The sequence below is a fragment of the Spirillospora sp. CA-128828 genome (assembly GCF_050945415.1).
GTDB lineage: Bacteria > Actinomycetota > Actinomycetes > Streptosporangiales > Streptosporangiaceae > Spirillospora.
In genome coordinates this window covers 148,759-168,508 of sequence record NZ_CP191986.1, presented here as the reverse complement: position 1 = coordinate 168,508, position 19,750 = coordinate 148,759, and the positions used below count along the sequence as shown (strand labels likewise).

The following is a 19,750-nucleotide window of genomic DNA, read 5'->3' as shown; positions in this document are numbered from 1 at the left end:
CGAAGCTGAGCGCGGTGGTGTGGGCGAGCAGGATCCAGTCGATCCGCGTCCACGGGAGCAGCGCCAGCAGCGCCCAGCCGAACCCGTCGTACCAGGGGAGGGCGTAGGGGGCGGCGAGGAGCCACGCGAGGACGATCGCGACCGCGACGCGGCGGTTCTCCGCGTCCTGCGCGTCCCGCCCGCCCGGCGGGTCCTCCTTCGGCAGGGCGCGCATCAGCAGCAGGAACAGCACCAGCCCGAGGAGCATCGAGCCCGTCTTGATGATGTTCCGCTGCGAGCCGCGGCCGAGCGACTCGTCGAGCAGGTGCCAGGGGGTCGCGAACGACACCATGTTGCTCGCCTCGCGGACCTGGTCGAGCGCGTGCGGACCGGCGAGCCGGTACGACAGCGCCGTGACGGCCAGGCCGCCGCCGAGCAGCGCGAGCAGAGCGCCGATGGGCCGCAGGCTGCGCTCGGTCCACGTCCGGCGGAGCAGCGCCCAGGCGGGTCCGCCGGCGACGAGCGCGGCGGGCAGCTTGATCGCGGTCCCGAGCCCGGCGAGCGCCCCGGCGGCGAGGCCGCGCAGCCAGCCCGTCCGGCCGGCGACCGTGCCGCCGAGCACCGTGAGCGCCGCCACCATCGGCGCGATCGCGAGGACGTCGTTGTGCGCGCCCGCGATCAGGTGGAACAGCACGAGCGGGTTGCACGTCCACAGCAGCGCCGTGCGGAGCCGCCGTTCCTCGCTCTTGGCCGTCCGGTAGAGGATCAGCGAGGTCACCGCGAACGCGAGCGTGTTCAGCACCGACAGGACGAACACGGTCAGCCGGACCGAGCCGCTGCCGATCCACGCGGCGAACGCCTGCCCGCCGGTGGCGACGGGCCCGTACACCGACGGTGTCGTCCGCCACTCCTCGGGCGCCCCGGCGACCGGATCCTTCGGCAGGTCGTCGGCGCTCGTCCGGTACGGGTCGTGGCCCGTCGCCGCCATCCGCCCGTAGGACGCGTAGTTCAGGTGGTCGGTGGACCCGACCGGCGGCATGAACATGAACGCGACCGCGGCCAGCAGGCCCGCGGCCACCAGCGGCAGGGCCCGCATCCGCCAGCCCTTCCGGACGGCCGCCAGGCACAGGCCGAGCCCGAGCGCGCTCGCGACGACGCCGGTGACGACCAGGCCGATCACCAGGTACGGCGACGGGTGGGCGTTCAGCGCGTACGGCGGCTCACCGCGCGGGCCCTCCAGCCCGGGTTCGAACACCGACGGGCCGAGCAGGGCGGTCGCGGCGAAGCACGCGACGCCGGCCCCGATCCCCCACAGCCCGCCCGTCCCGAGACGGGTCACGGGCGGCTGCCGCGCAGGCGGTCCAGCCCCCTGGCCACCGCCGGCTCGCGCGCGGCGAGCGCTCTGGCCACGTCCCGGAACTGGCGGGCGCGGTGCAGCTGGGCGCGCCAGTCGGTGCCGGTGGCGCGGTGCGCGAGCGGCACCTCCACCTCCGTGACCCGGAAACCCGCGCGCAGCAGGTCGATGGTGAGCGCGGTCTCGACGCCGAACCCGGCGGCGAGCGGCAGCGCGGCGTCGAACGCGGCCCGGGTCAGGCAGCGCTGCCCGTTCAGCGGCGCGGTGGCCTCCCAGCCGGTGGCGCGGCGGATCCCGTCGCGGGACAGCCGCACGACGAACCCGTGCCCGCCGAGCTTCACCGTCGTGGTGAACACCGCGATCGTCATGTCGGCGTCGCCGGCCCGGACGGGTTCGACGAGGGGGGCCGCCTCGCTCGCGGTGTCGGCGAGGTCGGCGTCCAGGAACAGCAGGTGGCGGGGCTGGTCGTGGCCCTCGTCCAGGAGCCGGACGGCCTCGGCGCCGCTCTCCATCGCGGCGCCCTTGCCCCGGTTGCGGCTGTGCCGCACGACCCGCGCGCCGGCGTCGCGGGCCACCCGCCCGGTGCCGTCGGACGAGCCGTCGTCGACCACCACGACGAGTCCGGCGCCGGGCAGCTGCTGCGCGGCCTTGACGGTGGCCGCGATGCGATCGGCTTCGTCCTTGGCCGGGATGATCACCGCTACGTCCTGCATATCCGCGATCGTAGTCGGCGAAGGGCGGGCGATGCCGCATGGCGCCGGGAACGGCTCAACCCGTTACCGGCGAGACCGCGCGGCGACCCCGGGAGTTCACCCGCGGGGCCGCGGCCCGGTCGGATCGTTCGTCGCAGGGGTCAGCCGGCGTCCAGGACCGGTGCGGCGTCGGTCACGGTGAACACGGTGTCGAGCCCGGTGACCTGCAGGATCCGCTTCACGGCCGGGCGCGGGGCGGCGAGTTCCAGCGCGCCGCCCTGCTCCTTGAGCCGCTTCATGGCCGCAAGCAGCACGTTCATGCCCGTCGAGTCGCAGAACTCGACGCCGCTCAGATCGACCACGATGCGGTCGACCTGGTCGCGCAGCAGTCCCGCGAGGGCCGCCTGCAGCCTGGGCGCGGTGTACAGGTCGAGCTCACCGGTCGCCGTGACGACGGCGTGACCTCCCTGCGACGTGGTCGAGACGTTTAGCTCCACGAGCGGCACACTATCTCGGGAACGGCCCGCGGGCCAGGCGGTTCGCCAACTCCCCTGCGCCTTGGGTGTTTCCGGGGCGTGTCGCCGCCTTGCCAGTCCCGCACGCTTTGAGTACTACTCACCGTAATGTCGCGATTCCAGGTCTGCGGCCGCCCGCCGTTCTGGCGAGTTCGCACCGCACGGGCGTCCCGAGTAGGAGAGGCTGAGCAGGTGCAACAGCGGCATGGTCGACTGCGCGAGCGGCTGGAGACGATCCGGACGCGCTCGGCGAAGTCCAGCTCGTGGCGGACCTCCACCCAGGTGCTGTCCCGCCTGGTGAACAAGAACGGTTTCGTCCCCATCAGAACGCGCCTGTCCCGCGAGGACCTCGCCTTCCTCGCCGGTGCCCGGGAAGAGGTCATCGCGTTCGCCGACCTCGGCCTCCGCCTCATCGACCTGCACCGCCCGCAGGAGTCCGGCGGCATCACCAGCGACCCCGACCGCCCCATCCGCCGGTGCCGCGCCTGCATGTCCCGCTGGCCCTGCCCCACCTACCGCGCCATCTCCGACGCCCTCGACCGCTGATCGGCCGCCCGTCAGACGGTGAGGGGGAGGCGGACCTCGAAGCGGCAGCCGGGGCCGTCATTGGCGACGCCGATCCTGCCGGCGTGGGCCTCCACGATCCCCCGCGCGATCGCGAGACCGAGGCCGGCGCCGCCGCCCGGGGTGCGCGCCGCCTCGCCGCGGAACGCGACGTCGAACACGCGCGGCAGGTCGTCCTCCGGGATGCCGCCGCACGCGTCCGCCACCGTCACCCGGGCCTCGCCGCCGCGGATCTCGCCGATGACCTCCACCGCGCCGTCGCTCGGCGTGTGCCGGATCGCGTTGACGACGAGGTTGCGGAGCGCGCGGCCCAGCTCGCCCGCGTCCACCTGGACGGGCATGCCCGCGCGGACGTCCCCGCGCAGCCGGACGCCCTTCGCGCGGGCCAGCGCCTCGGCGCCCGCGACCGCCTCCGCGACCAGGTCGGCGAGGCCGACGCGCTCCCGGGACAGGCGCAGGGCTCCCGCATGGATGCGGGACAGCTCGAACAGGTCGTCCACCATCTCGGTCAGCCGCTCCACCTCGACCCGGATGCGGCCGTGGTAGCGGTTGATCGTCTTCTCGTCCGCGACGACCTCGTCCTCCAGGGCCTCGGCCATCGCGCGGAGGCCGGCCAGCGGGGTGCGCAGGTCGTGGCTCACCCAGGCGACCAGCTCGCGGCGGCTCGCTTCGAGGGTCTGCTCGCGTTCGTGCGCGGCGGCCAGCCGGTCGTAGGCGGCCTCCAGCTCGCGGGAGAGCTCGGCCAGCTCGGCCGGGAGGTGCGCGGACGGGGGACGGAACCGGTCCGCGCGGACCGCCTCGACCAGGGTCCGGTTCGCGGCCACCAGCCGGCGGCCGAGCAGGTACGACACCGCCATCGCGACCAGGCCGGCCGATGTCACGACGGCGAGCACGACCGACCGGTCATGCTCGTTCAGCAGCATCATGAACGAGATGACGAGGATGCCGGAGATCGTCGCCAGCACCGTCGCCGCGCCGACGACGGTGAGCTGCGTGGCGACCGAGCGTCCGCGCAGCACGTGCAGGACGCCGAGGGTCACGGCCGCGACGGCGAACGCGGCGAGGGCCGCGTAGAAGACGACCCAGAGCAGGTCTTCGAAGGGGATCATCGCGGGTCCCCGGCGGGCTCGTAGCGGTAGCCGACGCCCCAGACGGTGACGATGCGGCGCGGCGCGGCCGGGTCGTCCTCGATCTTCTCGCGGAGCCGCCGGACGTGGACGGTCACCGTGGACGAGTCGCCGAACGTCCAGTCCCAGACGCGTTCCAGCAGCTCGTCGCGGGTGAACGCCTGCCGGGGATGGCGCAGCAGGAACGCCAGCAGGTCGAACTCGCGGGACGTGAGCGCCAGCCGCTCCCCGGGCCCGCCGGGGCGGCGGCGATGCGCCTCGTGCGCGCCGACGTCCACGATCAGGTCGCCGTCGCGGAGCGGCCCGGACGGACCGGCCGGGACGAGCGCGCCCCGCGCCCGCCGCAGCACCGACCGGACCCGCAGCGCGAGCTCGCGCGGGCTGAACGGCTTCGTCACGTAGTCGTCGGCTCCTGTCTCCAGCCCGATGAGCCGGTCCGTCTCAGCGCCGAGCGCCGTCAGCATGACGATCGGGACGGTCGAGGTCTCGCGGAGCCGCCGGCACACCTCCAGGCCGTCCATCCCGGGCAGCATCAGGTCGAGGACGACCAGGTCGGGCGGCTGGTCGACCGCCTTGCGGAGGGCGGCCCGGCCGTCCGCGACACAGACGACCTCGTGCCCGTCACGGGCAAGGTAGCGGGCGACGACCTCGGCCACCGTGGGGTCGTCGTCGACCACCAGGATGCGGCCGGCGTGGGTCACGGAGTTCACCCCTCTCACGCTAAGCCGCCGAGGGCCCGCTGCTCCCGTCCCGTCATCACCCTGTAAGAAGTGACATGGCGTTGTAAGAAGTGACACGTCGTTCCGGGGGCCGGGCGACCTGCGTGATCGGACGAACGTCGCTTTAATAGCCCAATGGCGCAAACACGCACCGCGACCTCCAGTGGCGGGGTCATCGCACTCATCCTCATCGGCGGCGCGCTTGCCACCGGTGTCGCCGCCGTCTTCATCACCGCGCGGGCGTGGGTGTCGCCCACCATGGTCGGCTTCCGGACGTCCACGGCCTTCTTCCTGATCGCGTGCCTGTTCACCGGCCTCGTCCTCGGGGCCGCGGTGCTGCTCACCCGGCCTCGCGGGCCGCTCGCGCCGATCCTGGCGGCGGTCTCCGCGTTCGTCGCGATGGAGGTCGGAGTGCGGATCGGCGTGATCATCGGCGTCACGCTCTCCCTGCGGGGCGCGCCGGACGGCTTGATCACGGACGTGCTGAAGCCCGCCTTCACGCGGTTCCAGGCGTACGAGCTGCTCGCGTGCGCGGTGGCGGGCGGGCTCGCGACACTGCGCGTCCTGACGGCCAAGACCGGCGGCGCCGCCTCCCAGCAATGGAGCCCGCCGGGCGGGTCGTTCGGCGGGCCCGGCGGGCCGCCGTTCCCCGCGCAGCAGCCCGCTCCCGGGCAGCTCCCGTTCCCCGGGCAGCAGCCCGCGCCGTACCAGCCGCCCGGCCCCGCCCCTGGCCCGGGTCAGGGTCCGGCCCCTGGGGGGCCTCAGGGTGCGCCTCCGCCGCACGGCGGGGCCTAGGTCGTTCCCGAGAGTGATGACCCCGGCGGGGCGAACGCCTACCGTGGAGACATGGCTAAGACGATCCTGACCATCCTCGGTGTGATCCTCGCGATCTGGCTGGGGGTCACCGTGATCGGCGCGATCTTCTCGATGCTGAAGATGTTCTTCTTCATCGGACTCATCGCCGTCGTGGTGGTACTCGCCGTGACCGCGGTCTCCAAGATGTCGAAAAGCCGCTAGGCGAGCGCCCGGTTCCCCTTGCCGCCGCGTCGCGGGTGACCGCATGATGCCGGGACAACCAGGCGGTCATCGGCGAAGGGGCCCATCGTGCCAGGTCTTGACGGAGTGCTGCGCGAACGCGCGCTTGCGAATCCCGATCGCGTCGCGTACATCGCGGGCGACCAGGAGATCACCTACCGCGACTTCGACCGGCGCGTGGACCGCGTCGCCGTGGCCCTGTCCGCCGCCGGTGTAGGGCCCGGCGACCGGGTCGCGATCCTCGACAAGAACTCCCTCGAATACGCCGAACTGCTCTTCGGCGCCGCCCGGATCGGCGCCGCCCAGGTCCCGGTGAACTACCGGCTGGCGCCCGACGAGGTCGCCTACATCGTCAACAACGCGCAGGCCAAGGTCTTCGTCGTCGGCCCCGAGTTCGTCCCCGTCCTGGACGCGATCGCCGGAAAGCTGGAGCACACCGCGCACACGGCGGTCATCGACCCCCCCGGCCCCGCCTACCAGGACTACACCGCCTGGATCGACGCCGCGCCCGACTCCACGTCCGAGTACGAACCCGACACGGGGGACGTGTTCGTCCAGCTGTACTCGTCCGGCACGACGGGCCTGCCCAAGGGCGTCATGCTGACGCACGACAACTTCCTCGCGTCGCTCTCGGCGACCAACGACAAGTGGGGCATCGAGGAGTCGTCCATCCTCATGGTCGCGATGCCGATGTACCACGTCGCCGGCAACGTGCTCACGATCTCCGTCATCTACAACGGCCTCACCGGCGTCCTCACGCGCGAACCCGACCCGACGGCGATCGCGCGGGGGATCGAGCGGCACCGGGTCACGCACATCTTCCTCGTCCCGGTGCTGCTGCAGTTCATGCCGCTGATCCCCGAGGTCACCGCCTGCGACCTGTCGAGCCTCAGGCTCATGCTGTACGGCGCGTCCCCGATCAGCGAGGACGTCCTGCGCGGCGCCATGGCGATGCTGCCGGACGCCGGCTTCATGCAGGTGTACGGGCTGACGGAGGTCACCGGCGCTATCACGATGCTGCCCGCCGAGGACCACGACCCGGACGGCCCGGACGCACACCGGCTGCGCAGCGCCGGGCTGCCCAACCCCACCACCACCCTCAAGATCGTCGACCCGGGCACCCAGGAGGAGGTCCCCGCCGGCCAGGTCGGTGAGATCCTCTGCCGGACCCCGCAGAACATGAAGGGCTACTGGGGCATGCCGGAGGCGACCGCGACCGCCCTCTCCGCGGACAACTGGTTCCGGACGGGCGACGCCGGCTACCTCGACGAGGACGGCTACCTCTACATCCACGACCGCGTCAAGGACATGATCATCTCCGGCGGAGAGAACATCTACCCCGCCGAGGTCGAGAACGTCCTGATGGGCCACCCGGACGTCGGCGACTGCGCCGTCATCGGGGTCCCGGACGAGAAGTGGGGCGAGACCCCGAAGGCGATCGTCGTCGCGTCCGGCGACGTCACCGACCAGGAGATCATCGACTACTGCCGGGAACGCCTCGCCCACTTCAAGTGCCCCACCACGGTCGAGCGGCGCGCCGAGATCCCGCGCAACCCGACCGGCAAGATCCTCAAGCGCGAACTCCGCGCCCCCTACTGGCAGGGGAAAGACCGCGCAGTGCACTAGGCGGTCGTGGGCGGTTACTGGTAGCGGACCACCGCTGAGAGGGGGCGGTGGTCGGAGGTCTTGGTGGGGGCGGGGGGGACGCTGCAGGAGACGGCGGCCGACTTGGTGATGAAGAGGTAGTCGGTCTTCTCGACCGCGGTGCCCTGCCAGTTCTGCCGGGTCATCGCGCCGACCCGGGACGAGCCGGACTGGTCGCATTCCGCGTACGCCGTGTAGAGGGGGTCGAGCGACGGGCTCTCCGGGCGGTCGGCGAGGTCTCCGCCGACGAGGACGCGTCCGGAGCCGGCGAGCGTCGTCAGGACGCCGGCCTCCTTGCGGCGCCACTGGCCGTCCTCGGACGTGCCGAGCTGGGTGACGCAGACGCGGGTCGCCCAGGACTGGACCTCGCCGCACAGGGCGATGCGCGCCTGGCCGGCTGGAGCGGGAAGCTTGGTCTGCCGGTGCTCGGTGAGCGGCGCGTCGGTGCCGATGGCCACGCCGAGGTCGCCCTGCCCCTGCGCACAGGCCGGATTGCCGGGGGACGGAGCGAACGCCCATGTCCACTTGGCCAGCGTCTTCTTGAAGGTGCGGACCTGTCCCTCGCAGACCTCCTGGAGAAGGACGGCGTTCGTGCTGACCTTGCGCCCCCCGACCTCGGTCACCCGCATCCGCTGGGCGATCTCCTTCGCGAGCCGGTCGGGCGCCGCCCCGGACGGGCAGCCGGGGCCGGCGCAGACGTTCCAGCTCATCGCGTTGATCGTCACGGCGGCGGGGCGCGGGGCGGCACCGTCGGCGTGGGCGGGTCCTCCGCCGCCCGGCAGGCCCTCGATACTGGCGCCGGTGGCGGCAGCGGCCACGACCGCGGCGGCCGCACAGACCGAGAGCAGGGGAATCAGGGCGCGGGGGGATCGCACACGTTCTCCAGATTGGGGGGAATCTGCGGGGGGTGACGTCGGAATCTCACCACATCAAGATCGTGTCCGCCAGCCGTTCGCGACCGCTCGATCACCTGGGCCGGAAGAAATCAGCTGTTGCCTTCGGCGTTGAGGCCCCGTCCGTCAGGACGGGAAGGAAACGCGGCACAGTGCCGCACGATGTTCTCCGGGTTTGTCGATCCGGGGTTTGTCGGAGGCGGCCGGTAGCTTTCCGGACATGACCCGCTACCGTCTGCAGCCGTCACCTGTGCAGGAACAGGCGCTGCTGGAGCATTGCGGGCACGCCCGGTTCGTGTGGAACCTGTGCATCGAGCAGCATGCCTGCTGGCGGCCAGGCCGCGGGTCGGCGCCGGGGTTCGCCGCGCAGTGCCGCCAGCTCACCCAGGCGCGGGCGGAGTTCGCTTGGCTGCAGGCGGGGTCGGTGACGGTGCAGCAGCAAGCGCTCAAGGACTTCCACCAAGCCATGGCCCACTTCTTCGCCGGTACCCACCGGCGCCCCACCTGGCGCAAGGCCGGACGGCATGAGGGGTTCCGGATCGTGGCGGTCAAGCCCGGCGACGTGCGGCGAGTGTCGCGGCGGGTCGGCCAGGTGAAGATCCCGAAGGTGGGGTGGGTGCGGTTCCGCTTGTCCCGGCCCGTCCCCGACACCGCCAGATCATTCCGGGTCACCCGGGACCGGGCGGGGCGCTGGCATGGCGCGTTCGCCGCGATCCCCGACCCCATCCCCGCACCCGGCACGGGCAAGGCCGTGGGGGTGGACCGCGGCGTGGCTGTGGCCGCGGCGTTGTCGACCGGGGACCTGCTGCAGGTGCCCGGCCTGCGGGAGACCGAGCGGGCCCGGCTGGGACGGCTGCTGCGCAGACTCGCCCACGCCCAGCGTGGCTCCAAGCGGCGCGCCAGGATCAAGGCCGCAATCGCCCGACTGAAAGCCCGCGAGACCGACCGGCGCAAAGACTGGATCGAGAAGACCTCCACCGACCTGGCCCGCCAGTTCGACGTGATCGGCGTCGAGGACCTCAACATCAGGGGCATGACCCGTTCGGCACGCGGGACGGTGCAGGCGCCGGGCCGCAACGTGGCTCAGAAGGCCGGGCTGAACCGGGGCATCCTGGCGGCCGGGTGGGGCGGCTTGGTGCGGCGGCTGGAGGACAAGGCGCCCGGCCGCGTGGTGAAGATCGATCCGCGTAACACCTCGCGGACCTGTAACGCCTGCGGGCATGCCGCCGGGGAGAGCCGCAAGAGCCAAGCGGTCTTCTCGTGCGTGGCCTGCGGGCATCGGGTCAACGCCGACGTGAACGCCGCCTGCAACATTCGCGATACGGCCGCAGGGCATGCGGTCGCTGCACGGGGAGGCCCGCCGCTGGGCAGGCCTGTGAACCGTGAACCCCGACACGACCTGCCCCTCACGGGGTAGACGATCGCAGTTGGAATCCCCCTCGTTCACTGCTTCACGAGGGGGAGGATGTCAACCGAGCAAGGGTAAGGGCCCCGGCGGATGCCGGAGCCCTCTCCTCAATCGAGCAGCGCGGTGACGGTGCCGGCGCCGACCGTCCGGCCGCCCTCGCGGATCGCGAAGCCGAGCCCCTCGGTCATCGCGACCGGCTTGCCCAGCTCCACCGCCATCTCGACGGAGTCGCCGGGCAGCGCCATGCCGCCCTCACCGAGGTCGATGCCGCCGACCACGTCCGTCGTGCGGAAGTGGAACTGCGGCCGGTAGCCGTGGAAGAACGGCCTGGACCGCCCGCCCTCACCGGCGGTCAGCACCCGGACCCGGGCCCGGAACCGCAGATGCGGCCGGATCGCGCCCGGCGCGCTGATCACCTGCCCGCGCCTGACCTGGTCCCGCTTGACGCCGCGCAGCAGCATCGCGGTGTTGTCGCCGGCCTCGGCGTGGTCCATCGTCTGCCCGAACGTCTCCAGCCCCGTCGCGACGGAGCCGAACGTGTCGCCGAGCCCGACGACCTCGACGGCGTCCCCGAGCCGGACCGCGCCCTGCGCCACGACCCCGGTCACGACGGTGCCGCGCCCGGTGATCGTGAGGACGCTCTCGACCGGCATGAGGAACGGTCACCGGCTCTCCGGGGTCAGCAACCGGAGGGGGTCGCGCCAGGGCCGGGGGTGGGGGCGTCGTCGACGATCCCGGTGTTCAGGAGGGCGCTGGACCCCGTCGTGGTGCCCGGCGGTCCGAACGGGTGGCCCTTTCCGGCGATGACGGTGCGACCGCCCAGGTAACGGTGGGACGCGCGGTCGAAGATGATCTCGTCGCGGATGCCGTCCTGGACGCGGCCGATCGCGACACCGTGGCGTCCTACGGCGTCGACGGCGTCGTCCCGCAGCCGGACGCCGGGGATCTCGGCGATCGCCCGGTAGAGCGCCGCGCGCACCCGGGGCGCGGCGGGCTCGCCGATCAGGTCGGACGCCGCCGCCCATTGCCGGTCGCCCCGGCCGCCCTCGCCCTGATCCGCCAGGAGGTCGAGCAGGGCTCCGGTGTCGGTGGGCAGGGCGTCGAGGTAAGGACGGTCGATCGGCGGCACCGCCGGGCAGGGGACCATCACGTCCTCGCCCTCGGGCCGGAGCACCTCCCCCGGACGCGGCCGGATCGAGTTCTTCGAGATGACGAGACCGCTCCCCTTACCGCCCACGGACAGCCAACTCTGGATGCGGACCTCGTACCAGCGGCCCACGCCGCCGACCCGCTGCCGCGACACGCCCTCCTGGTAGACGAACTGGTCGGGACGCGGCGCCGTGTCCTCCGCCGCCCGGTCGGCGGCCTGGTCCAGGACGGCGGCCACGTTGGCCATTCGCCCGCCGTCGTGCTGGTTCACCAGGAACGTGGCCACCACGCCGGCGCAGGCCGCGGCGGCGACGCCGGACAGCAGCAGCGGACGCCGGCGCCGGACGGGGGCGGCGTGGGCCCGCCGCCGCCAGCGGTTCTCGGCCCCGGTCACATCGATGTCCAGGGGGACCTCGGAGCGCAGCCGCTCCACCAGCTTCAGCTCATCCATCGTGGTCCTCCTTGGCGAGGGCGTCGCGCAGCTTGCGGCGGATTCTGTTCATGCGGGACCGGACCGTCCCGGCGGGGACGGCGAGAGCTTCGGCGACCTCGTCATAGGTCAGCCCGGCCCATGTCACCAGCAGCAGCACCTCCCGCTGCGCGGCGGGCAGCCCGGCGATCGCTCCCGCCAGCACCCGGGACCGGGCGCCCGCGTGGACGCGGTCCTCGACCGTGTCGGTGAACGGCTCGGTGACCGGGTCGACGCCGCTCCGGGCGAGCGCGCGCAGGGCGCGCAGCTCGGCGCGGCGGTGCCGCCGGATCAGGTTGGTCGCGATCCCGTAGAGCCACGGCCGCGCGTCCGGGCGCGACACGTCGTAGCGGGGACGCCGGTCGAACGCGACCAGGAAGGTCTCGGCGACGATGTCCTCCGCGGCGTCCCGGCCGAGGCGCCGCGTCACGTAGCGCATGATCTCCTGGGCGTGCCGGCGGAACAGGACGGCGAACCTCTCGGGGTCGGTCCGGGACGCGGCGATCAGTGACGCGTCGGTGGGGTCCTCATCCGTGGCGGGCATGGGCGGGGTCGGCGAGGAGCGGCTCGTTGTCGGCATGCGCGGGCCTCTCGGTCGTGGACGTGTCACCTCCTCTTGCCCGATGGGGCGGCCGCGGGTCCATCGGGTTCACGAGCCGTCCCCGGCCGGGCCCCCGGTCGCCGGGACCCGCAGCAGGAGGAGGCCGGCGAACGCGCCGGCGAACTGGAACGCCGCGATCGCCAGCACCAGCCCGACGGGCCCGAGCGGGCCGGCGAACGCGGCGGTCAGCGCGGCGCCGAGCGCGGACGCGCCGATCTTGAGGCTGCCGCCCGTGGTGTTGACCTGGCCGAGCCGGTCCGGTGGCGCCTCGCGCTGCCGGAGCATCAGCGTGGCCGCGAACACCGGCCCCTCCGCGATTCCCGCCGCGACGGACGCCGCCGTCGCCCACGGCAGGGACGGCGTCACCGCGAGGGCGGCGAGCGACGCCCCGAACGCGACGAGCCCGGCGATCATGACCGGTTCGGCATGCTTCGGCGTCAGCCACCGGCTGGACGCGAGGGACCCGGCCAGCGAGCCGACCGCCATCGCCACGAGCAGCCGTCCGCCCGCGCTCGGCGGCGCGCCGATGTGCTCGGCGAGCAGCACCACCGTGACCGCGACCCCGCCGAACCCCGTCCACGCGAGCGTCGTCGCCACGGTCAGCGCCCGCAGCACCCGTCCTTCGGCCAGCACCACCAGCCCGCCCGTGATCACCGAGAGCGTCCCGGACAGCCCGGGCCGCGCCCGCGGCCCGGACTCCGCGCTCGCGGACGGGGACGGGAAGGGGAGAAGCGGGAGGGTCAGGAGCCCGACGACGCCCACGGCGACCACCGCGGTGCCGGCGTACTGGCCGCCGGCGAGCGAGGCCAGGCCGGCGGCGAGGCCGGGGCCCGCGATCCCGGCGAGGTTGTAGCTGGACGCCTCCAGGCCGTACGCCCGCGAAAGCCGCCCCTCCGGGACGAACCGCGGCAGCAGGCTGGTCAGCGCGACCACGATCGGCTCGGTGCAGCCGATCACCGCGGCGACGCACAGCGCCAGAGCGAGCGGCGACCGTCCCGCCATCGTCAGCAGCAGCGCGGTCGCGGCGGCGTAGCAGGCGGCGAGCGCCACGGCGACCCGGCGGGGCCGTCCGACCCGGTCCAGCGCGTTCCCGATCACCGGGCCGCTCAGCACGTACGGCAGCGTCATCGCGGTCTGCAGGAATCCGGCCGTCGCGGCATGACCCGTCCGCGCCTGGACGGTCAGGACCAGCGCGGTGGCGACGCCCTCGGCGGACACGCGCAGCATCGTCGCCGACGTGAGGTGGAGCGGCAGCGCCGCCGTCCTGCCGATCACGTTGGCATGGTGGCACAGCCGCGGGCCGGAAGATCCGGACGCCTAGACTCGGAGGGTGACGGCAGCGAAGACAACGCACGAGCACCGGGTCACCAGCGAGGTCGGACGGTTGCGGACCGTCCTCCTGCACCGTCCGGGGGCGGAGCTGAAGCGGCTCACCCCGCGCAACAGCGACAAGCTGTTGTTCGACGCGATCCCGTGGGCGGGCCGCGCGCAGGAGGAGCACGACGCGTTCGCCGAGGCGCTGCGGTCGCGCGGCGTCGAGGTCCTGTACGTCACGGAGTTGCTGCAGGACGCCCTGGAGTACGAGGCCGCACGCGAACAGGCGATCGCGGACGCCATCGTCGACCTCCGCCTGGGCGACCAGCTCCGCCGCGTCGTCGAGGACTATCTGCGCGACCAGGATCCCGAGGACCTCGCGCACACGCTCATCGCCGGACTGGCGCACGAGGAGCTGAAGTCGGGGCACGGCCTCGTCTACCGGCTGATGGACAGGCTCGACTTCATCGTCGACCCGCTGCCGGGCCTTCTGTTCACCCGCGACAACAGCACGTGGATCGGCGGCCGCGTGGCGGTGACGAGCCTCGCGATGGAGGCGCGCCGCCGTGAGTCGGCCCTCACCGGCCTGGTCTACGCCCACCATCCGCGGTTCGCCGGGGTGCAGCCGGTGTACACGCCGTCCCTCGAACACCTTGAGGGCGGCGACGTCCTGCTCCTCTGCCCGGGCGTGGTCGCCGTCGGTACCGGCGAGCGGACGACCCCGGCGGGCGTCGAGCGGCTGGCCCGCCAGGTGATCGGCGCCGGCCTCGCCCATACCGTTCTGGCCGTCCCGATCGCGCAGGAACGGGCGACCATGCACCTGGACACGGTCTGCACGATGGTCGACGTCGACACCGTCGTCATGTATCCGCCGGTGGCGCACTCCCTGACCGCCTACACGGTCACGCTGGACGACGGCGACCTCAGCGTCACCGACCGCCGCCCCTTCCTAGAAGCCGCCGCCGACGCGATGGGCCTGGAGCGCCTCAAGGTCATCGACACGGGCCTGGACCCGGTCACCGCCGAACGCGAGCAGTGGGACGACGGCAACAACACCCTCGCGGTGGCGCCCCGCCTCTGCGTCGCCTACGAACGCAACATCGAGACGAACGCCCAGCTGGAGGCGTCCGGCATCGAGGTCATCCGGATCAGCGGCAGCGAGCTGGGCACGGGGCGCGGCGGCCCCCGCTGTATGTCCTGCCCCATCCTCCGCGACGAGCCCGCCTGAACACGGGCCCGCCTGAACACGGGTACGCGAAGGGCCGTGGCGCCTTGCGGCGGCCACGGCCCTGGACGTTAGCGCTCGGGCGGTGTCGACGGGGGCACGACAGCGCCCGAGCTTGGTGAGGACCATACAAGGTCGGGCGGGGTTCCTTCCAGGCAGGGTCCCTCTACGCCGGGTATGCCCTACTTGGAGCCACTTCACTCCTGGTTCCGCCACACAGGTCTTCGCCGGGTTCGTCCAGCAGGTCGGGAAAGCTGGAGAGATCGGGGACGACGGCATGCGCACCGGTGGGGGCGACCATCCCGTTTCCGCCCGGCGCCCGGGGGGCCCGGACGATGGCCCAGACCGTGGTGGCGCCTTCCTCGTGGCGCACCCCCCATCCTTCGGACAGGGCCTCGACGATGCCGAGCCCGCGTCCGCCGAGCGAGGACAGCGTCCCGGGGCCGCGCCGCGGCTCGGTCATCGCGCCGCCGTCGCTGACCTCGAGTTCGAGGAGGTCGCCGCGGCGCCGCCAGCAGACCCTGACCTGACCGGAGGGCAGCGGCCGCGCGTGCCGGAGGGCGTTGCTGATGAGTTCGCTGACGATGACGCTCGCGTCGTCCACGACGGACTCGTAGACGCCGGAGCCGGCCAGTTCCGAGCCGAGGCGCCTGCGGGCGACCGCGACGCTGGACGGTGCGTGTGGCAGCAGTACGACGCTCGACGCCCTCACCTCCCCCTGGTTCCGCTCACTCGGACGAACCCCGTCATCGCTCTTCCGGTACGACCGGAATGCCCTGATGGTCGCGGCCGGAAACCCGAACGATTCAGTTCACCACCTGCACAACGAGTCACCGTACGTCCGGTCACGGTGATCACCCCCGGATCGGAATCTCGTCACCAACGGCAACCATCAAAGGATCTATCCAGCCAACGGCGCATTTACTCCTCACGCGCGCGTTTCGTCCGTCACACCCTTGGGACACCGTACTTTCCCGCACGTAACCAGCGTGCCACCCGTCGAGATCACCGAAAGCCCTGGTCACGCAGCTCTCACCGGGCCGCCCGGGACGGAGTGTCCTCACGGTAAGTAACCGTCCGGATCAGGGCGCGGCCCGCAACACGAGGCGCATGCACGTGCCTTCGCCCGCCCACGCGCCATCTGCGGGTCCGTGACGCTCCGTAACCGAAAGCGGTCGAGTGGTTCGTTCCATATCACCCAGATCAACACTGGGCGTCCCTTTAGACGGACTTTGGGGGGTTTCAATGTGAGATATCGCACGCTGCGCGGGATGCGCGGAGATGGTGCCGCCCTGCGCCTCGGTCAGCCGTTTGACGATGTACAGGCCGAGCCCGATGCCGCCGAACCGCCGGCGGTCCCCGGCGTCGCCCTGCACGAACCGCTCGAAGATCCGCTCATGGTCGCCGAGCGGGATGCCGATCCCCTCGTCGGAGACGGTGACGACGATGCCGGACGCCTCCCAGCGGGCCCGGACGCCGACCGTCCCGCCGTCCGGCGAGTACTTGAACGCGTTCTCCAGCAGCTGCCCGAGGACGATGTCGGTCGCCATCGCGTCCCCCCGGCAGGACGGCAGGGCCGGCTCGACGTCCAGCTCGACGCGGTGCAGCGGCGACAGGGACCGGAATCCGGCGACGACGCCCTCCAGCACCCGGGTCAGGTCGAACGACTCGATCGTCACGGTCAGCTCGTCCGCGCCCGCGCGGGAGCCGAGCAGCAGATGCTCGACGAGGCGCCCGAGCGACTGGGCGCGCTCGGCGATGGTGGCGACGGCGGCGCGGCGGTCGGTGTCGGCCATCTCGTCCCACCGGTTGACCAGCGTGGACGCGAACCCCTGCACGACCGTGATCGGGGTGCGCAGCTCGTGGCTGGTGGTGGCGAGGAACAGGTCCTTCGCCTCCTCCAGCGCCTTGGCCTCCGACACGTCGCGGAAGTCGACGACCAGCTCGCCGGTCTCCTCGATCTCGGCGGCCAGCACGTTCAGCCAGGTGCCCGACTCCAGCCGGAACGTCAGCTCCTCGCCGAGCGCCGGCATGTCGAACGGCAGCGGACGGCCGATCGCATCCTCCGGCGGGATGCCGGTGAGGGTGTGCGCGGAGTGGTTCCAGTGCCGGACGACGAGGTCGTGGTCGAGCACCGCGATGCCGTCGGCGCTGGAGTCGATCACGGCGCGCTCGTGCGCGCGCTGCCGCACGACCTCCGCGTACGCGACCGCGTTGCCGACCGCGACCCCGGCGTGCCCGGCGAGCAGTTCCAGCAGCTCCAGCTCGGTATGCCCGACCTTCCGACCGGAGAACAGGGCGTACAGCGCGCCGTACGGCCGGTTCTGCAGGTACGACAGGCCGAGCGCGATCGTGTGCAGACCGGACAGTTCAGACCAGATCAGGTCGCCGAGGCGCCGCTCGCCGGTGGCGAGCTTGACGGTCTTGCCCGACCGCAGCAGCTCCCCGACGAGGCTCGGCCGCAGCTCGGCGGACGTGCCGCGCATCCGCTCCGGCAGCCCGGACATGCTGACCAGCCGCAGCCGCTCGCCCTCGATCCGCACGAACCCGCCCGCGTCGGCGCCGGTCAGCTCGATCAGCGCGGCGGTGATCCGGTCGAGCACGACGGCGAGGTCGAGCTCGGCGCCCAGGTCGGCGACGATGTCGTTCAGCCGCCGGACGAGCCGGGCCCGCTCGGTCATGTGGTGCTGGACGATCTCGTCGTCGTCGACCGGGTGGTACACCCCGACCCAGCCGAGCAGCGTGCCGTCCGGGTCCTTCAGCAGGCTCGTGTCGATGCGCACGTCGATGAGCCGGCCGTCGCGGTGGAACCGGCGGGTCGCGATCGAGATCTGCCCGCCCTCGCCCTCGCCGGCGCGGCGGGTGAGGAGCCGTTCGTGGACGGCGTTCTGCTCGGCCTTCAGCTCGTCCGGGACGATCGGCGGGACGCGTCCGATCATCTCCCGGGCGGGCCAGCCGAACATGCGCTCGGCCGCCGGGTTCCACACGGTCACCCGGTGCTTCTGGTCGACGGCCACGATCGCGTCGGCGGCGCTCTCGATGACGGCCCGCGCGATCGGATCGTGGACGTGTTCGTACACGTCTGTCATCGTGCCACCGGACTCCGGCCCACGGCGGGGCAACTTGCGCCGAAACTTGCTCAGCGACCCTTCAACGAACCCAAACCTTACCGTTTGGTAAGCCTGCCGATGAGGGCGGCCGCCACCCCGGCGACCAGGAACGACAGCAGCGAGGCGCTCATCCAGGTCTGCGGCGTGAAGTGCAGCGCGTCCTGGACGTCGTGCCAGAGGCCCGCCCAGCGGCCGACCGTGCCGGGGTTGACGAGCTGGTAGACGACGAACCCGATCGCCCAGGCCGCGATCATCCCCCAGCGGGACGGGGCCGTGCGCGAGACGTCCCAGCCGTCCCGCGTCCGGCGGCCGAGGAAGAAGTCGGCGGCGAGGACGCCGAGCATCGGCACGAACACCGACCCGATCAGCGACAGGAAGCCCGCGTAGTCGCCGATGTCCAGGACCAGCGCGAGGACGGTGATGCCGGCGCCGAGCACGACGCTCAGCACCCGGCGGTCGGCGCGCGGGAAGAGGTTCTGGATCGACACGGCGGTGGAGTAGGTGTCGGCGAACGACTGGTCCGCCTCCCGCAGCACGAACACGGCGAAGAACACCACGCCGAGCGCGGGGCCGAGGAACGGGTCGAAGATCTTGGTCGAGTCGCCCGCGACCAGCGCCAGCGCCAGCAGGCCGAGGACATAGGCGACGATCTGCGTGACGGAGTAGCCCGCGGCCGCGGCGCCGAAGGCCCCGCGCTCGGTCCGCGCGTGCCGGGTGTAGTCGGCGGCGACCGGCACCCAGGAGATCGACACGGCGAGGGCGGCGTCCGCCCCGACCCAGAAGCCGTCCCACGAGCCCTGCGAGAGGTCGGGCAGCGGCTGCCGGACGAGCTCCACGTAGAAGTACACGAGCGCGATCGCCACCGCGACCGTCACGTAGCGGCGCAGCACCCGCACCGAGCCGAGCGGCCAGATCGTCAGCACGGTCGTGACCGCCCCGGCGGCGATCACGTAGCCCCAGCGCGGGACGCCGTCCCACAGCTCGCGGGCCGCGTCCGCGATGACGATCAGCTCGAACGTCCCCCAGCCGACGAGCTGCGCGATGTTCAGGACCGTGGGCGCGTACGACAGCCGCGCGCCGAACAGTCCGCGCAGCAGCACCATCGCGGGCTGGCCGGTGCGGGCGCCGGGGACGGCGGCGAGGCCGAGCATCAGCCCGCCGAGCGCGGTTCCGACGGCCATCGCGACGATGCCGGCCATGATCGAGATGGTCGGCCTGCCATCGGCGTCCGGCGCGAGGACGGTGTAGGCGCCGGAGAAGGCCAGGAGGCTGACGCCGAGGTTGGCCCAGAAGGCGCTCTGGTCCCAGAAACCGAGGACCTTGGGGGCGGGTTCGTCGAGGGTGAAGGGGACCTCGTTGCGGGGCCGCTCGTCCTGAGGGCGCTTCTCGACGTCGGACGTCACGGGACACACTCCCTACGCCGGCATTACCCGGACAGGTTCATGCGGTCGGCGACGCCTTGGAGGCCGCCCTCTCAGCCCGGCTGTGGCCCGAGCTCCCGCGGGTATCGGTCAGGCCCGATCGTACAACCGCCCGACACGCGCTAAAAGGGGCAATCACCTCATAGGTTGCGGATCACGCGACGTACGGCGGGCCGTCGCCGGCGCCCTCCATCGGACGCCCCGCCTCCGCCCAGCCCTTCATGCCGCCGTCGACGTTCCGCGCCAGCCAGCCCGCCTGGTTCAGCGCCACGGTCACCTGCGCGGACCGGGCCCCGGACCGGCAGATCACGAAAACCTCCTGGTCACGCGGGACCTCCCCGGCACGATCGCCGAGCTGGCCCATGGCGATGTGGACGGCCGCGGGCGCGTGACCCGCGTCCCACTCGTCCTGCTCCCGGACGTCCAGCAGGTAGCCGTCCTGCGGGACGTCGGCGGCGACCACGGCGGGCACGTCTTCCCCGAAATTCATCACACCCCCATGGAACCGCGCGAAGCCCCCCTGCGTCGAAT

Annotated in this window: 19 protein-coding genes, 1 pseudogene and 1 riboswitch; of the genes and pseudogenes, 6 read left to right on the top strand and 14 right to left on the bottom strand. The window is 72.5% G+C overall.

What is annotated here, in order from left to right:
• Positions 1 to 421 precede the first annotated feature (421 nt).
• The 3 genes and pseudogenes from mptB to ACQPXG_RS00880 form a co-directional block, all read right to left on the bottom strand.
• Positions 422 to 1,024 (bottom strand): annotated as a pseudogene (gene mptB / locus ACQPXG_RS00890) (polyprenol phosphomannose-dependent alpha 1,6 mannosyltransferase MptB); the annotation flags it as partial.
• Between the two features lie 290 nt (positions 1,025 to 1,314).
• Positions 1,315 to 2,046 carry a glycosyltransferase family 2 protein gene (locus tag ACQPXG_RS00885; protein ID WP_433465656.1) on the bottom strand — a complete coding sequence of 244 codons (732 nt, stop codon included), beginning with the start codon at positions 2,044 to 2,046 and terminating at the stop codon, positions 1,315 to 1,317.
• 140 nt (positions 2,047 to 2,186) lie between these two features.
• A complete protein-coding gene (locus ACQPXG_RS00880; RefSeq protein WP_433465655.1) occupies positions 2,187 to 2,522 on the bottom strand; it encodes an STAS domain-containing protein in 336 nt (111 codons plus the stop codon).
• 210 nt (positions 2,523 to 2,732) lie between these two features.
• Between ACQPXG_RS00880 and ACQPXG_RS00875 the strand changes: the two genes are divergently transcribed.
• Positions 2,733 to 3,086 carry a hypothetical protein gene (locus tag ACQPXG_RS00875; RefSeq protein ID WP_433465654.1) on the top strand — a complete coding sequence of 118 codons (354 nt, stop codon included), beginning with the start codon at positions 2,733 to 2,735 and terminating at the stop codon, positions 3,084 to 3,086.
• Between the two features lie 11 nt (positions 3,087 to 3,097).
• Here the strand turns inward: ACQPXG_RS00875 and ACQPXG_RS00870 are convergent, their stop codons facing one another.
• Entirely contained in the window at positions 3,098 to 4,213 is a 1,116-nt protein-coding gene (locus ACQPXG_RS00870; RefSeq protein ID WP_433465653.1) for a sensor histidine kinase, read from the bottom strand.
• Complete coding sequence (locus ACQPXG_RS00865; RefSeq protein WP_433465652.1) at positions 4,210 to 4,941, bottom strand: response regulator; 732 nt, start codon at positions 4,939 to 4,941, stop codon at positions 4,210 to 4,212. The genes ACQPXG_RS00870 and ACQPXG_RS00865 overlap by 4 nt, the downstream gene beginning before the upstream one ends.
• A gap of 144 nt (positions 4,942 to 5,085) precedes the next feature.
• Here ACQPXG_RS00865 and ACQPXG_RS00860 point away from each other — a divergent pair, with 144 nt between their 5' ends.
• The 3 genes from ACQPXG_RS00860 (at position 5,086) to ACQPXG_RS00850 (ending at position 7,611) form a co-directional block, all read left to right on the top strand.
• Positions 5,086 to 5,745: a hypothetical protein gene (locus tag ACQPXG_RS00860; RefSeq protein WP_433465651.1), complete on the top strand. Its 660-nt coding sequence runs from the start codon at positions 5,086 to 5,088 to the stop codon at positions 5,743 to 5,745.
• Between the two features lie 51 nt (positions 5,746 to 5,796).
• The gene (locus tag ACQPXG_RS00855) at positions 5,797 to 5,967 is read left to right on the top strand and encodes a hypothetical protein (protein ID WP_433465650.1); all 171 of its coding nucleotides are present in this window, start codon (positions 5,797 to 5,799) and stop codon (positions 5,965 to 5,967) included.
• A gap of 87 nt (positions 5,968 to 6,054) precedes the next feature.
• Complete coding sequence (locus tag ACQPXG_RS00850; protein WP_433465649.1) at positions 6,055 to 7,611, top strand: long-chain-fatty-acid--CoA ligase; 1,557 nt, start codon at positions 6,055 to 6,057, stop codon at positions 7,609 to 7,611.
• Between the two features lie 14 nt (positions 7,612 to 7,625).
• Here ACQPXG_RS00850 and ACQPXG_RS00845 read toward each other — a convergent pair whose 3' ends face one another.
• Positions 7,626 to 8,504, bottom strand: coding sequence for an endonuclease/exonuclease/phosphatase family protein (locus ACQPXG_RS00845; RefSeq protein WP_433465648.1), 879 nt, complete (start codon positions 8,502 to 8,504; stop codon positions 7,626 to 7,628).
• A gap of 238 nt (positions 8,505 to 8,742) precedes the next feature.
• On the opposite strand from ACQPXG_RS00845, the gene ACQPXG_RS00840 reads away from it, so the two are divergent.
• Positions 8,743 to 9,939, top strand: coding sequence for an RNA-guided endonuclease InsQ/TnpB family protein (locus tag ACQPXG_RS00840; protein WP_433465647.1), 1,197 nt, complete (start codon positions 8,743 to 8,745; stop codon positions 9,937 to 9,939).
• A 98-nt stretch (positions 9,940 to 10,037) separates the two neighbouring features.
• Here ACQPXG_RS00840 and ACQPXG_RS00835 read toward each other — a convergent pair whose 3' ends face one another.
• The 4 genes from ACQPXG_RS00835 to ACQPXG_RS00820 all read right to left on the bottom strand — a co-directional run bounded on the left by ACQPXG_RS00835 (position 10,038) and on the right by ACQPXG_RS00820 (position 13,424).
• Entirely contained in the window at positions 10,038 to 10,583 is a 546-nt protein-coding gene (locus ACQPXG_RS00835; RefSeq protein WP_433465646.1) for an EF-Tu/IF-2/RF-3 family GTPase, read from the bottom strand.
• Positions 10,584 to 10,609: 26 nt separating this feature from the next.
• Positions 10,610 to 11,530, bottom strand: a complete 921-nt coding sequence (locus tag ACQPXG_RS00830) for a CU044_5270 family protein (RefSeq protein WP_433465645.1) — start codon at positions 11,528 to 11,530, stop codon at positions 10,610 to 10,612.
• Entirely contained in the window at positions 11,523 to 12,128 is a 606-nt protein-coding gene (locus ACQPXG_RS00825) for an RNA polymerase sigma factor (RefSeq protein WP_433465644.1), read from the bottom strand. The genes ACQPXG_RS00830 and ACQPXG_RS00825 overlap by 8 nt, the downstream gene beginning before the upstream one ends.
• 69 nt (positions 12,129 to 12,197) lie before the next feature.
• The gene (locus ACQPXG_RS00820; protein ID WP_433465643.1) at positions 12,198 to 13,424 is read right to left on the bottom strand and encodes an MFS transporter; all 1,227 of its coding nucleotides are present in this window, start codon (positions 13,422 to 13,424) and stop codon (positions 12,198 to 12,200) included.
• 55 nt (positions 13,425 to 13,479) lie between these two features.
• Between ACQPXG_RS00820 and ACQPXG_RS00815 the strand changes: the two genes are divergently transcribed.
• Positions 13,480 to 14,691, top strand: a complete 1,212-nt coding sequence (locus ACQPXG_RS00815; RefSeq protein ID WP_433465642.1) for an arginine deiminase — start codon at positions 13,480 to 13,482, stop codon at positions 14,689 to 14,691.
• 163 nt (positions 14,692 to 14,854) lie between these two features.
• Here the strand turns inward: ACQPXG_RS00815 and ACQPXG_RS00810 are convergent, their stop codons facing one another.
• The 4 genes from ACQPXG_RS00810 to ACQPXG_RS00795 all read right to left on the bottom strand — a co-directional run bounded on the left by ACQPXG_RS00810 (position 14,855) and on the right by ACQPXG_RS00795 (position 19,709).
• Complete coding sequence (locus ACQPXG_RS00810; protein ID WP_433465641.1) at positions 14,855 to 15,400, bottom strand: ATP-binding protein; 546 nt, start codon at positions 15,398 to 15,400, stop codon at positions 14,855 to 14,857.
• A gap of 370 nt (positions 15,401 to 15,770) precedes the next feature.
• Entirely contained in the window at positions 15,771 to 17,777 is a 2,007-nt protein-coding gene (locus ACQPXG_RS00805) for a PAS domain-containing protein (RefSeq protein ID WP_433465640.1), read from the bottom strand.
• A 77-nt stretch (positions 17,778 to 17,854) separates the two neighbouring features.
• Entirely contained in the window at positions 17,855 to 19,201 is a 1,347-nt protein-coding gene (locus tag ACQPXG_RS00800; protein WP_433465639.1) for a purine-cytosine permease family protein, read from the bottom strand.
• A riboswitch (TPP riboswitch) is annotated at positions 19,194 to 19,310 on the bottom strand. Its footprint overlaps the gene before it by 8 nt.
• Positions 19,311 to 19,373: 63 nt before the next feature.
• A complete protein-coding gene (locus tag ACQPXG_RS00795) occupies positions 19,374 to 19,709 on the bottom strand; it encodes a rhodanese-like domain-containing protein (protein ID WP_433465638.1) in 336 nt (111 codons plus the stop codon).
• Between the last annotated feature and the right edge of the window lie 41 nt (positions 19,710 to 19,750).

Bases quoted from the DNA above. Each gene is read 5' to 3' on its own strand.
- ACQPXG_RS00870 (WP_433465653.1), bottom strand. From the start codon at position 4,213: ATGATCCCCTTCGAAGACCTGCTCTGGGTCGTCTTCTACGCGGCCCTC.
- ACQPXG_RS00825 (WP_433465644.1), bottom strand. From the start codon at position 12,128: ATGCCGACAACGAGCCGCTCCTCGCCGACCCCGCCCATGCCCGCCACG.
- ACQPXG_RS00805 (WP_433465640.1), bottom strand. From the start codon at position 17,777: ATGACAGACGTGTACGAACACGTCCACGATCCGATCGCGCGGGCCGTC.
- ACQPXG_RS00835 (WP_433465646.1), bottom strand. From the start codon at position 10,583: ATGCCGGTCGAGAGCGTCCTCACGATCACCGGGCGCGGCACCGTCGTG.
- ACQPXG_RS00840 (WP_433465647.1), top strand. From the start codon at position 8,743: ATGACCCGCTACCGTCTGCAGCCGTCACCTGTGCAGGAACAGGCGCTG.
- ACQPXG_RS00860 (WP_433465651.1), top strand. From the start codon at position 5,086: ATGGCGCAAACACGCACCGCGACCTCCAGTGGCGGGGTCATCGCACTC.
- ACQPXG_RS00795 (WP_433465638.1), bottom strand. From the start codon at position 19,709: ATGAATTTCGGGGAAGACGTGCCCGCCGTGGTCGCCGCCGACGTCCCG.
- ACQPXG_RS00830 (WP_433465645.1), bottom strand. From the start codon at position 11,530: ATGGATGAGCTGAAGCTGGTGGAGCGGCTGCGCTCCGAGGTCCCCCTG.
- ACQPXG_RS00885 (WP_433465656.1), bottom strand. From the start codon at position 2,046: ATGCAGGACGTAGCGGTGATCATCCCGGCCAAGGACGAAGCCGATCGC.
- ACQPXG_RS00855 (WP_433465650.1), top strand. From the start codon at position 5,797: ATGGCTAAGACGATCCTGACCATCCTCGGTGTGATCCTCGCGATCTGG.